This is a genomic window from Candidatus Stygibacter australis, from assembly GCA_030765845.1.
GTDB lineage: Bacteria > Cloacimonadota > Cloacimonadia > Cloacimonadales > TCS61 > Stygibacter > Stygibacter australis.
The window spans coordinates 1-14,178 of sequence record JAVCDJ010000189.1 but is presented as its reverse complement, the minus strand read 5'-3'; the positions used below and the strand labels follow the sequence as shown (position 1 = coordinate 14,178).

The 14,178-nt window shown below is 39.9% G+C and carries 10 protein-coding genes; all 10 read left to right on the top strand.

Translation table 11 applies throughout. From position 1 onward, the window contains the following. Positions 1 to 195, top strand: a 195-nt coding sequence (locus RAO94_09605) for a hypothetical protein (protein MDP8322591.1), incomplete at its 5' end; no start/stop codon positions are given. Between the two features lie 416 nt (positions 196 to 611). Beyond that, on the top strand, positions 612 to 2,414 hold the full coding sequence (locus RAO94_09600) for an ABC transporter ATP-binding protein (protein MDP8322590.1): 1,803 nt from the start codon (positions 612 to 614) through the stop codon (positions 2,412 to 2,414). A 102-nt stretch (positions 2,415 to 2,516) separates the two neighbouring features. Beyond that, complete coding sequence (locus tag RAO94_09595; protein MDP8322589.1) at positions 2,517 to 4,334, top strand: ABC transporter ATP-binding protein; 1,818 nt, start codon at positions 2,517 to 2,519, stop codon at positions 4,332 to 4,334. Positions 4,335 to 4,342: 8 nt separating this feature from the next. Then, complete coding sequence (hflX, locus tag RAO94_09590) at positions 4,343 to 5,620, top strand: GTPase HflX (protein MDP8322588.1); 1,278 nt, start codon at positions 4,343 to 4,345, stop codon at positions 5,618 to 5,620. A 9-nt stretch (positions 5,621 to 5,629) separates the two neighbouring features. Next, entirely contained in the window at positions 5,630 to 7,660 is a 2,031-nt protein-coding gene (locus RAO94_09585) for an aminopeptidase (protein ID MDP8322587.1), read from the top strand. Next, positions 7,657 to 8,514 carry a methyltransferase domain-containing protein gene (locus RAO94_09580; protein ID MDP8322586.1) on the top strand — a complete coding sequence of 286 codons (858 nt, stop codon included), beginning with the start codon at positions 7,657 to 7,659 and terminating at the stop codon, positions 8,512 to 8,514. The genes RAO94_09585 and RAO94_09580 overlap by 4 nt, the downstream gene beginning before the upstream one ends. After that, positions 8,462 to 11,500, top strand: a complete 3,039-nt coding sequence (locus RAO94_09575) for a GNAT family N-acetyltransferase (protein ID MDP8322585.1) — start codon at positions 8,462 to 8,464, stop codon at positions 11,498 to 11,500. Before RAO94_09580 ends, RAO94_09575 begins: the two co-directional genes overlap by 53 nt. Before the next feature lies 1 nt (position 11,501). Further along, positions 11,502 to 12,374, top strand: a complete 873-nt coding sequence (locus RAO94_09570) for a pyridoxamine kinase (protein MDP8322584.1) — start codon at positions 11,502 to 11,504, stop codon at positions 12,372 to 12,374. A gap of 2 nt (positions 12,375 to 12,376) precedes the next feature. Beyond that, positions 12,377 to 13,201, top strand: coding sequence for an HAD-IIB family hydrolase (locus RAO94_09565; GenBank protein MDP8322583.1), 825 nt, complete (start codon positions 12,377 to 12,379; stop codon positions 13,199 to 13,201). Beyond that, complete coding sequence (locus tag RAO94_09560; GenBank protein ID MDP8322582.1) at positions 13,188 to 14,132, top strand: hypothetical protein; 945 nt, start codon at positions 13,188 to 13,190, stop codon at positions 14,130 to 14,132. Before RAO94_09565 ends, RAO94_09560 begins: the two co-directional genes overlap by 14 nt. Positions 14,133 to 14,178 lie beyond the last annotated feature (46 nt).

Genomic DNA, 14,178 nt, shown 5'->3' with positions numbered 1-14,178 from the left:
GTAACATATAATGCAGCTTCTGAGCCTGAATATGAATGGGAAGTGGAAGATCCATCAATAGTGGAACTATTATTGATAAACGCAGATGCACATACACTGGTGATCCGCAGAGGTGTGGAAACGGGGACTACGGAAATAACAGTCAGAGATATCATCAATGATCATCAGCGGGTGATAGATATAATAGTGGAGTGAAGAAGAGCTGATAATAATTTTGTGAACATGGTGAACTGAGTAAACGGGATAAATTGCTGATATAGGTTGAGATAACGGGTCAACCATTGCGAAGGTTTGCAACCATTCGCAAGGTTTTGGTTGGGAGACACAAATAATTTTATTTGACAGAAAATTAATAATAAAAAATGTTTGTAATCAAATAAATTTAAAGGAGTATTGCATGAATAATTTTACAGGTAGATTGCGAAATAACTAAACGCAACTGATCTACTTAGAAAGCAAAACTAAGAAATTATCAATAAGCTGCCGCAGGCAGAAAATATATTGGTGGGATCAGTAGCGAGAAGTAAAAAGCGCCTGAATTCCACCATTTTTGTATCAACAAATCCCGGGGATTCAGGTTTCCCGGGATTTTTTTTTGTAGGAGGTAATGGATGAATAATATGAAAAGATTATGGAACTTGATGCGAGGAGAAAGGCATCTATATATGCTGGCTATCATCTCTGTGGCAGTGGCAGCATTAATGAATTTTATCTGGCCCCTGGTACTCAGGGTGACAGTAGATAATATCATTGGCAGTGAGGTGATGAATGGTAAAACGTGGATAGACCCGGTATTGCAGAACATATTTGCAGTACTGGGAGGCAGGGAACATTTAATGAAGAATCTCTGGATATGTGCCTTGATCCTAATACTGCTTTCCCTGCTGCGTGGATCGGCACAATTCTTAAAAGGTAAATGGAGTGCCTCTGCATCGCAGAATATCGCCCGGAATCTGAGAAATCGTCTTTATGATCATATCCAGAGACTGCCCTATAAATATCATCAGAAGGTAGAGACAGGAGATTTGATCCAGCGCAGTACTTCTGATATTGAGACAGTTCGCAGGATGCTGGCAGTGCAATTAGTAGAGATAGGCAGAACTTTGTTCATGTTTGTGTTTGCCATGAGTTTTATGCTGCCAATGAGTCTGGAATTGACTTTGTATTCATTGATAATGATGCCTTTTATCATGGCTTTTTCTTTTTTCTTTTACCAGAAGATACGTGATGTGTTCAAGGAAGTGGAGAAATCTGAAAGCAAGATGCACAGCGTGATCCAGGAGAATGTGACTGGAGTGAGGGTAGTGAGGGCATTTGCTGCTCAAAATTATGAGATAGATAAGTTTGAAGAAAGAAATAGAGACTATACACAAAATCTCTATACAATGATGAAGAAACTGGCAATGTTCTGGTCATTCTCCGATCTATTGTGCGGGATGCAGATGGTATTGGTGATCGGGCTTGCCACCTGGCAGGCAGCTACTGGAAAGATCACTTTGGGAACAATGATGGCATTTAGTTCTTATATAGGAATGCTCATCTGGCCCTTCCGGTCATTAGGCAGGATATTGGTGGATATCGGTAAGAGCACGGTGTCAATAGGCAGAATAGATGAGATATTGCATGAGCAAAAAGAAGAGTTGGGCGATATAGAAGGCGAACCCGTGAAAGGTGAAATTGAATTTGATAATGTGTGGTTTGGCTATGAGCAAGATAAGCCGGTACTTAAGGGTGTGAGTTTGCAGATAGCAGCAGGAGAAACTGTGGCATTTCTGGGAGCGACTGGTTCTGGTAAATCAAGCCTTGTTCACCTGTTACCCATGCTTTATGATTATCAGCAGGGATCAATCAAGATAGATGGCAGGGAATTACGCGATCTTGGTAAGCACTATATCCGCCAAAATATTGGAATAGTGCTGCAAGAGCCTTTCCTTTTTTCACGCAGTATAGAAGAAAATATAGGCGTAACAGAAGTAGATTTCAACCTGGAAAGTATTATCAAAGTTGCAGAGCAGGCAGCAGTTCACGAAGTAATCAATGAATTTGATAAGGGCTATCAGACCCTGGTAGGAGAAAGGGGAGTTACTTTAAGCGGAGGTCAAAAGCAGAGGATTGCCATGGCACGAACTTTGATGCAGGAATCTCCGATCCTGATCTTTGACGATTCGCTTTCAGCAGTGGACACAGAGACGGATCGCAAAATTCGGCAGCGCCTGCTGAAAAGGCGAAATAAGGTAACTACGATAATAATTTCACACAGGCTGACTACAATCTCAGAAGCAGACAGGATATTTGTGCTCGAAGATGGGAGGATATCGCAGACGGGTAAGCATGCTGATCTGATAGCTCAGGATGGTATATATCAGCGGATCTGGCAGATACAGAGCAGCTTTGAAGAACGAGGTACGGCATAACAGTGAAGATGGATAAGAAATTGAAAAATATTAAGATGGATCGCGAGTTTTCGTTAATTCAGAGCTCAAAATTCATCATTCAAAATTACTATGGTGGTAGATATGAATAGTTTTGAAGAATATGATTATAATAAGCAGTTTGACGTAGGGACTTTTCGTCAGATAGGGGCTTATTTGAAGCCAATGTGGAAAAATCTGCTGATATTAGCAGTACTGATGATGATGACGGCAGGGGTGGATATCATCTATCCATTATTTAACCGCTATGCAATAGATGAATTTATAATTCCCGGTAATACTGGTGGTATAGGGCTATTTTTGGCAGGATTTCTGGGGATATTTGTGCTCCAGAGTTTCAATATATATTTCTTTATTGTCTGGGCCGGTAAGATAGAAATTGGATTATGTTACCGCATTCGCCGGGATGGATTCAGGAAACTGCAGGATCTGGCATTCAGGTATTTTGACAAGACACCAGTAGGCTGGATCATGGCGAGGATGACTTCTGATACCGGCAGGCTAAGTGAGATCATCAGTTGGGGTCTTGTAGATATGGTGTGGGGAAGCATGCTGCTGGTCGGTAATATAATTGCCATGCTGCTGCTTAACTGGCGTCTGGCATTACTCAGTCTCACAATTGTTCCAGTGATGGGAGTAGTGACATTTTACTTTCATAAAATAATCTTGCGATCATACAGGGATGTAAGAAAGACTAATTCCAGGATCACAGGAGCAGTGAGTGAAGGAATATCAGGTGCTATCACAACCAAGACTCTGGTTTTGGAAGATAAAAATTTAAATGATTTTCAAAAACTTACGAGAAAGATGTTCATGGTATCTGTTCGAGCTGCTGTGGTTTCGGCAATATTTATGCCTATCCTGGTTGTCCTGGGAACAACCGGAACTTCGCTGGTATTATGGAAAGGTGGAAATGGCGTTCTGGCAGGGACAGTCACTTTTGGAACCCTGGCAGCTTTCATCAGTTATATATCTATAATGATGGAGCCACTTTATCAGATCGGCAGGATATTTGCTGAGCTGCAAAATGCGCAGGCATCTGCGGAACGTATCTTCTCATTATTAGAAGAAGGTGTAGAGATAAAGGACAGCGAAGAAGTAATGAAACGTTACCGCACAGATGATTATGGAGTATGTGAAAGTTTGCCAGAGATCAAAGGAGCAATCACCTTTGAAGGAGTGAGTTTTGAATATAAAGACGGTGAACGGGTACTGGACAATTTTGATCTTGAGATCAAGTCAGGAGAAAAAATCGCTCTGGTGGGTGAAACAGGCTCCGGCAAGAGTACAATAGTAAATCTTATCTGCAGGTTCTATGAACCACAGCAGGGGAGTATTAAAATTGATGGTGTGGATTACCGGGAACGACCATTGCTCTGGCTGCAATCCCAGATCGGGTATGTTTTGCAAACACCGCACCTGTTTAGCGGGACTATTCGGGAAAACATCCGTTATGGTTGTCTGGAAGCAGATGAGGAAGAAATTATCGCAGCAGCCAAACTGGTAAATGCTCATAATTTTATCAGCAAAATGGAAAAAGGTTATGACAGTGAAGTGGGTGAAGGTGGAGCAGGACTCTCATCAGGTGAGAAGCAATTGATCTCATTTGCCCGGGCAATAATCGGTAATCCGGCAATATTTGTTCTGGATGAAGCTACCTCATCAGTTGATACCGAAACGGAGCAGATGATCCAGAGAGCAATCGAACAGATATTGCATGACCGAACCAGCTTCATAGTCGCTCACAGATTATCCACTATCAGATCAGCAGACCGGATACTGGTGATAGCAAAAGGGAAAATAATAGAAATGGGTAACCATGAAGAGTTACTGGCGCAAAAAGGTCATTACTGGCAGCTTTACCGTAATCAGTTTATGGAAGAGATGTACCAGGCTATATAGGAGGCGTTATGAGTCATAAAGAAAGCAAGGGATTAATAGAAGTAGAGACAAAATTACAAACGGCACACTTGATCGGGATATGTGAAAATACGCTGGAAGAGAAAGAAAAATCTATGCAGGAACTTAAGCTGCTGGTGAAAACGATGGGTCTGGAGACAGAAAGCATAAATATTCAGAAGCGTGACAAGCCCACGATAAAGTATTATACTGGAAGCGGTTTCATGAAAGAAGTAACAGAAAAAATGGAAGAAGGTGATGTATTAATATTTGAAAATGATCTTCAACCTTCACAGATAAGAAATATCAGTAAAGAGTTCAAAATTGATATTATGGACAGAACAGAAGTGATACTTGAGATATTTCAGCAGCATGTGAGGAGCAAGGAAGCCCGGATCCAGGTAAATCTGGCAAGATATGAATATGAGTTGCCCCGTTTAAGAAATATGTGGAAGCATCTTGATCGTGAGAAAGGTACCGCAGCTACTGGTGGCATATCTCGTGGAAGCGGAGAGAAGCAGTTGGAACTTGATAAACGTTATGTTAGGCTCAAGATCAGGAAAGCCAGGCATGACCTTGCGAAGATCGCCAACCAGAAAGAAGTGCAAAGGCAGTATCGCTTAGCTCATTTTAAGAAAGTGTGTATTGTGGGATACACCAATGCCGGAAAATCAACTTTGTTCAATTCGCTCACAGATGGTAATGTTCTGGTGGAAGATAAGTTATTTGCCACACTGGAATCTACATCCAAAGCCATAAATCTGGGAAAGGGCAAAGATGTGATATTATCAGACACGGTGGGATTTATCTCAAAATTACCTCATCATCTGGTTGCCTCGTTTCGAGCTACTTTGCAGGAAGTGATAGGTGCTGACCTGCTTTTGCACGTGGTTGATGCAGCTGATGAGGAATATAATTCTCATATTAAAGATGTGAATATTGTGCTGGAAGAGATTAAGGCAGGCGAGATACCACGCATGTTGATTTTTAATAAATCTGATATTTTACCTGATGATAGGAAGGCGGATATAAGCGAAGAATATCCAGAATCTTTGCTTGTTTCTGCCTCAGAAAAGCTGGGATTAGATATTTTACTTGATGAAGTAGATAAGAAATTGAATATTGCACACGTTATTGAAATTCTTATTCCACACGTTGAGCAGAAGACCATATCTCACTTGAATGAGCTGGGAGTGGTCTTGGACAGGGAATATAGGAATGAGGGAGTAGTAATGAAAGTGCTTTTGAATGAAGAAGATATCTATAAGTTTAAAAACTGGAAAATATAAGGAGATACTATGTTTGATGAATTAAAAAGAAAACTCAATGGGAGATACGAAGAGGAATATGAAATTGCTCTGCAGAATTGTGAAGAAATGCTGGAGGAAACCAGGGAACAAAATGACAACTGGGAAAGGTATTTCCATTTTCTGGGATTAAAATACAAGATGAGCTGCCAGTTAATAGAAGATTGGACTGAGAGTTTTTATCTTAATCATCAGATAGACGAATTGCAGGCATTGAATAAGCAGCTGTTTGCCGGGGTGACTGTAGAGGAATATGCTACAAGCTTTGCTAATCCGGCCTACGCAGTTCAGGAATTTGGTGAAGAGATGGGTAAACTGGTTGTTGGGGTAGCAGCAATGATCCAGCCTTTGTATCATAAAGCAGTTGAAAATCAGCATTTTGAGGTCACACTATTTGGCAGCATGTTGATAAAACTGTATCAGGCAAAGCGGGAAGCAGATATCTGGAAAGAGATCATTCAAGAGACGCTGATGCGCAGAGATGATGATAGAGCAGAGTATCAGCAGATAAAGCAATATTCACCCGATAACAGAGCATATCTGGAGATTGTGGAGATATCAGATTTGACTGACTTGCGATATCTATATCAATATCTGCATTATATTGGGCCTAATGAAATAGAAACTGCCAAATTCTTAAACAATTATCCAGATGATAAGGTGACCAGACTTGCTAAAACGCTGGTGGATGCCTATATCAAAGGTTTCGAGAGTGATAATAAGGATTACCACATCAAAGATACTGTAAGGGTCATGTATAATATTGGGCAGGAACAAATAGTTCGCAAGGTTATCCGTATGCTGAAAGGACACGGATTATCTGCTTTAATAACTTTTGTGGGTAGCACTAAGGTAAATCCTCAGTATAATTTTGATCACCGTTATGATAGCGCAATTTATCTTAATCAGGAGATAGTTGACCAATCGATAAGTATATATGCCGAAGCAAGTGCCAGGACAGCAGATTTGCTGAAAGGTTATTCCGGAGGTATATATTTTGATAGATTTGGTGAAAAATTATTCTCACCTGAACAGAAAGATGAATGCTTGAAACTTGATCCAGAGCAACAGCAGCTAATGAAAAGGTTGAGCATTAATAGTAGCCAGATCAGGGATAAATATGCACCACGTTCAGAAACCAGTTTCTGCATAATCGGCTTTCCAGTACCAGAGATTGGAAACCAGTTCACAGAGATATTTGAAAATACAGCAGAGATAAATATGCTTGAATCTGAGCATTGGGAGACTATCCAGCAGAAGATCATTGATGTGCTGGATAAAGCTGATTATGTGGAAGTGAAAGGTAAAGATGATAACCTTACTGATATCCGGGTGCAGATGCAGAAACTACTGATCCCGGAAAAGCAAAGTAACTTTTGCAACTGTGGGGCAGATGTGAATATTCCTGTGGGTGAAGTATTCACATCACCTCAACTGGAGGGGACAAATGGAATATTGCATGTTACAGATATCTACCTTAATGATCTGCATTATGATAACTTGAAGCTGACTTTTGAAGATGGTTTTGCCACTGAATATACCTGCACGAACTATGAAGATGCCGAAAAGAACCATAAATATGTATTTGAAAGTCTGTTTCTTCCGCATGTCAAACTGCCCTTAGGTGAATTTGCGATAGGAACCAATACTCTTGCCTATCTAATGGCAAAGAAATTTAATATATTACCTCAGATGCCGGTGTTGATAATCGAGAAAATGGGTCCCCATTTTGCGATTGGTGATACCTGCTTCAGTTGGGAAGAAGATAAACCTGTATTCAATCCAGACGGAAAAGAAATAATCGCCAGAGATAATGATGTGAGTATTCTGAGAAAGACAGATATGAACAAAGCTTATACCAATAAGCATACTGATATCACGCTTCCCTATGAAGAACTGGCATACATCACAGCCGTAACCGAAAGCGGAGAACGCTTTGATATTATCAAAGACGGGCGTTTTGTGGTTCCGGGTACGGAAGAACTGAATGAACCGTTGGAAGAACTTGATAAAATGAAATGAACCTGAAAGAGATAACAGAAAAGAATCGGATAGCCTGGAATGCCGTGATGCCCTATCATCAGAAGGCAAAAAAAGAAGAATGGGACACAAATTTCATACAGTCTGGTTATATTATACAGCAGGAACCTGAACTGGGTAAGCTGCTGGATGTGGGAATAGCAGGTAAGAAGATCATTCATCTCTGCTGTAATAATGGTAGAGAACTGCTTTCGCTCAAAAATATGGGTGCAGATTTCTGTCTGGGAGTAGATATCAGTGATAATGCCATAAAGGGAGCCAAAGAACGGGCTTCAGTATGCAATATTGCTGTGGATTATCTTCGCAGTGATGTCTATGACCTGGGAGATGAATATACAGGCTGCTTTGATCTAGTTTATATGACAATAGGCGGTTTAGTCTGGTTACCAGAAATCAAGCGTTTCTTTGCGATAGTAAACAGATTATTAAAGCCGGGCGGAGAATTCTTTATTTATGATTCTCACCCATTCTCAAATTTATTGCCCTGGGAAGGCGATGCTAATACAAAAGTGGAAATCACTCAACCCTATTTTCATCCTGAAGCATGGGAGTGGAGTGATGGAATGGATTATTATGGGGGTGCAGAATATGAAGCACCTGTGCATTATGAATTCACCTATACTCTCTCTGAGATATTAATGGCACTGATCGATAATAAGATCGAGATCAGGTTTATGGGAGAATATGAAAAAGATATTTCCTGTGGATTTGAGTGGCTGGAGCAGAGGAGTATGAAATTGCCCTTATCATATATCTTGATAGGGCAGAAGCAAAAGGATATTAATGATGGAGATAAAACAAATAAATCTGGAAGGAGCAAGAATTGTAGAATTTGAGTCTAAATTTGCTGCTTCCGTTGCGGATATGTGGAATGCCAGTGCCGAAGGCTGGAACGGCGATATGTGGGATATGACAGAGCAAAAAGTGCTTAATGAAGAACTTAATGCGGACAGCCTGGTTTTGTATTTGCTTATAGATGATAATGAAAAAGTGATAGGCTATTGCAAACTGGAAGAATACAATGACAAAAAAGCAGTCTATATTCCTCTTTTGAATGTGATCCCTGAATTCTGGGGCAGGAAATATGGTAAAGCATTACTGCTTAAAACCCTTGAAACAACAATTAAACAAGGTTATAACAGACTTGACCTGCATTCCTGGAGTGGTAATACTAAAGCTGTACCTTTATACAAAAAGACAGGATTTCGCTGGCAAACCGGTAATTCATCCATGTATATGATGAATTATTTGCCCTTATTACTTAACCTGGAATTGTTGCAGCCCTATTTTGCTAAATTAGACTGGTATAATGATTTTGATTGTGACCTGGCTCTGGAGCCAGATGGTAATATGGAAAACGGATTTGAGTTTTTTCATTACTGCTGGAAGAAGGATGACAGGTACTTGGAAGCAGTGTTTGATGCTAATGTTAAAGGACTGTGCCGGGTAAAGTGTAATGACTTTGAGCTGAACCTGAAGGCTGCTGACAAAAAGGTATATTATGGCAAACGGGAAGTGCAACTAGAGCTGAAAAACAATCTTGCTGATCCTCTGATTATTAAGATAGAAATGTCTGGTGAAGCAGATATAGAAATTGATGAGAAACGAGAAATCACTTTATCTGGCAGTCGAACAGAAACTTTCTGGATAGAGGTGAAAGATGATTTTGAGAGAAAGGGGCATGAATGCCCGGCTGTTATCGCTAATGTGAAAATCAATGGCAAGCTTATACCTCTCAAGCTGGGTTTGAATCCACAGGCTCCTGTACAGGTAGCACTCAAAGCCGAGATTCAAAGGCTATATCGTCCTGGCAACATAGATCTATATCTGCAATTGAGAAATAACCTCAAAGAAACAAAGCAGCTTTCTACTGAACTGAAAGATACAGAATTTCTACATTTCTATGAAAATGAGATATCTATAGAATTAAAGCCTAAGGAAACCAAAACCATCAAGCTTCAAGCAAGATTGGAAAAAGGTTGTTTCTATGATGAGCGGATCAATATTAAGCTGCACAGCGAGATTGATAATATCACCTATGTACAAAGACTCAGAGCAGCCATTCCTGACCTGAATTCTATCATTTATGGAAGCTACCAAGAGTACTCAATTCTGCAAAATGGTCCAGTTTTTTTGAAATGTAACCATACAGGTAATTATTATGCCATGTCACTAAATGTTCTAAACACAGATTACTGGTTGGTTATGAAATTACCTCGGCTATGCGAACCTCTTGATAAAGAATTCCTGCATGCTGTACATGACAAGATCAGTTTTGAAGAGCTGGCTGACAGTGTGGTTATGCGAGTACAATTTACAAGCAAGAATGGGCAGTTGCAGGTGAGTCATCTTTTTAAACTAAGATATGATAATGTTTTGGAGCATAATTGGGAAATAGAAAACATCAGTGGTGAGAATATTGATGTTAAACATTTGGAAACTGCCTATGGTTCTGCTGCTACCCATGCTCTATATGACGGGAAGATGCTTCAAATGACCCTGGAAGAGAAAAACCGATACTGGTTTGGACTGAAAGCTGATCAGATAACTTCTGGTTGGAGTTATTATCTGAATGAAGGTTTATCCGTGGCAATGCTCTGGGATAGTCAGCACGAATTCAAATTTGGTGAATGGTGGCAGCGCGTACTCTATAAAGTGGGAGCACTGGAAGCAAATGAGACAAGAACCATTTATGGAGAGACCATCATGTTAAATCATTTCTTGAATTGGCAGGAATATTATCACTGGTATTTTGGAAACCGTGATTATCCTGATATCATCAGGATAAAGGAACTGAAAGTTAATGATGGTAATCCATTCTGTGGTAAGCAGATTGAAGTTAGGTATTCAGACATTCATGACAGTATGGATGAGAAGACCATCAGGCTGATGGGAGATGGAGAGCAGCTTCATGAAGAGCATTACATCAGTGGTGTCTGGCAGAAAAAAATTGCCCACCACAATAAAGTTACGCTGGAAATCGAAGAAGCTTCCAAAAAATATTCCTATAAACAAAATACATTCTTGAATTGTCCGCAATCTATGCAGTTTTCTTTGCATGAACAGTCTGGAAAACAGATAATTGTGTTAAAGGGAGAAAAGCTGGAAATGCAGACTTCAGCAGAATTCTTTCCTGGTGTGTTTTCACTTAAATATAAAGGAAAAGAATTACTAAGCAGTTCCTTTCCTGAAACAATAATCAGAGGTTGGCAAAATCACTGGCGAGGAGGAATTTCTATAATTCCAAACGGGGTATCAAGTGCGATTCTGGAGCAGCAGAAAGTAGATGTGAAGCAGGAAGAGCGGTTGGATAATTTTGGGAATATCTGGCAGGGATTTAGTTATGCTATGAAATTTAATGAAAAAGTGCCAGTAATGGATGGTGTCACTATGCAGTATAACTATTTGGTTAGCCCTTCACAAAATGTTCTGGCAATTTTTTGTGAGATGATTGATACTGGTGGTGCCTATTTTACCGGTTTCTATGCTTCAGCAGGTATTAATATTAATGAAGAACAACCGGTTAATTTCAATTGTGATAACACTATTCTCAAAGTGTCTGAAAGAAGCATGAGAAAAGGGAATCTGTCTTTTGCATCAGCAAAACTGGATAACTGCAACTATCTTATGAATTTTTATACAAGCAAAAATCATTTATGCGTCACAGTTGGCAGTCAAATGGGAGCAGTATCAGATAATTTTTCAATTTTCGGAGTAGAACCTGGCAAGATAAAAGCTTCCCAGCCATTGTATCTGGTAATTAGTGAGAAAAAGGTTTCTGCTGATGAACTTAAGATATTGAAGAACATTAAATGGAGTTGAAATGAAGGAAATTAAAAGAGTGGTTGCTGTCCATGATATTTCCGGATTTGGTAAAGCTTCACTAACAGCAGTGATACCGATACTTTCCACTATGGGTATCCAGGTGTGTCCTCTACCCACAGCAGTGCTTTCTGCTATTAGTGAGTTCCCTCAGACGAGACTGCATGATCTCACCGGATTTATGGATGAGGTGATAGATCACTGGCAATCTCTCGACTTGAGATTTGACGCTGTTTACAGTGGTTTTCTGGGGTCTCCGCAGCAGGTGAAGATCATGCAGAATTTGATCAAGAAAACTGCTGCCAGGGATTGCCTGATAGTGATCGATCCTGTGATGGGTGATAATGGGGAATTGTATTCTGTGTTTTCAACTGAGATCATCACATCAATGCAGGAACTGATAAAAAGTGCTCATGTGATCACTCCCAATCTGACGGAAGCTGCTTTTTTATTAGATGAGAAAATCGGGCAGAAATTAGATAGGGATATTGTGATAGAATGGCTGCATAAGCTTTCTGACCTGGGACCTCAAATCGTGATCATTACCAGCGTACCGGATTATGATGATGAAACTAAAACCTGCGTTTTTGCTTATGACAGGCCTGCCAAAGAATACTGGAAAATGTCTTGCGAATATATCCCTGGCGGTTTTCCAGGAACTGGTGACGCTTTTACAAGCGTCGTGACAGGATGTTTGATGCAAAACAAATCTCTTTCTTATGCTATTGAAAAAGCAGCAAAATTTGTTTATAAAGCAATTGAATTTTCGCTGGATTATTTAACTGATAAGAGGCAGGGCATATATCTGGAACCGGTATTACCAGAATTATTGAAACCTCTTGGGAATCAGAGAATTCAGAAACTGGAGTGGTAGAATTGAAGAAACTGGATCTGGTTATTATGGATCTTGATGGTTCACTGCTGAATTCCCAGAGCATGATCAGTGAAAAGGATCAAAGCACACTTAAAAAATTGGGGAATAAGGGAGTGATCCGGGCAATCGCTACAGGAAGAAATTACTATTCTGCCCAGCAGGTGATCAAGAATAATCCTGAAATTGATTATGCCATTGTCTCAACAGGTTTGGGTATTATTGATTTTCATACTGGAGAATATCTGGCAGAGAACTTTCTGGAAAGCAAAGATGTGATCTATCTTACTAAATTGCTGCTGAAAGAAAAGGTGGATTTTATGATCCATAACACGCTTCCGGATAATCATTTTGTAATCTGCCACGATGCAGGAACGGGACATCCTGATTTTCAGCTGCGCTGGGGCTGGTATCGTGAATTTGCCAGCAATCTGCAAAGTGATCTGAATAAACTGCAAAAAGCATCTCAATTTGTTGCTTTTTTCCCACATAACACTCCTCGAATTGCCCAATTACGCCAGCAATTACCCCAATTTAAGATCATCAGAACCACATCACCAATCACCGGGCATTATGACTGGATGGAAATTTTCCCTTTAAATGTCTCCAAGGGACATGCTTTGCAGTGGTTATGTAACAGGCATCATATTGATATTAAAAATACCCTTTGCCTGGGCAATGATTATAATGACCTTGACATGTTAAGACTGGCTGGAAAAAGCTATGTAACTGAAAATGCTGCAGAAGATATAAAAAATGAGTTCCTGGTAACAGTTTCAAATGACCAGGATCCATTAACAGAGATTGTGAGGGATTATGATATTTGGTAGAAAAATTGATTATCGAGATATTTCTTTTATTATCTATTTTGTGATTTCACTTTTACTCACCATCATGCATGAACCTTTCAAGAATGAGGCTCAAGCCTGGCTAATAGTGCGCGATCTTGACCTGCCTGGTATTATGAATATCATGTGGTATGAGGGTACACCTGCACTCTGGCATCTGCTGCTTTTTCCACTGGTAAAACTGGGATTACCTTATTTCTCCATGCAGCTAATGCACTGGATATTTGCTGTTATCATAGTTTGGCTGATGCTTTATAAATCACCTTTCCCAGCCATCTTCCGCGTATTATTCAGTTTTTCCTATTATTTCCTTTATGAATATTCTGCCATTGCCCGTAATTATAATATTACTATACTTCTGATGTTTCTATTAGCAATGCTCTGGAAACGGAAGCAGGAACTACCTTTTTTATTTTGTCTGCTGGTAATCCTGATGATCAACACAAATCTGATCATCTGGGGATTTGGGGTAATGATTGTACTGCTCTTTTTTTATGACTGCAAGTGTGCAAATAAAAAGTTTTCTGCATCTCATTATATATCCCTCATCATACTTCTGGCAGGTTTTGCTTTGATGTTCTTCCAGATAATTCCTCGTGATCAGGCGAGTGATCAAAGCGTTGTCAGTTTCAGTTTCTTTGATCTTAAATTTCCTGAAATGATCTTTCGAGCCCCGGCAAATGCCATTATTTCCGTGGGTGGTAATCCGGAATCAATGGTTATACCTTTCTTCTTTTTCTTATGTTCAACTGCGGTATTAGTGCTTCTGGTCAAAAAAGTTCCCATTTTCCTTGCCACAATTTTATCTTCCGCATGGTGCATCTACATGTTTATGTTCATATATTCCGGTGGAGTGCGTCATCATGGATATTTGTTAATGATATTTATCTTTTTCTTCTGGATACGGGTTTAAAGGGCAAAAATTGGTTGCTAAAATAGGGCATAACTAATTATTAGTA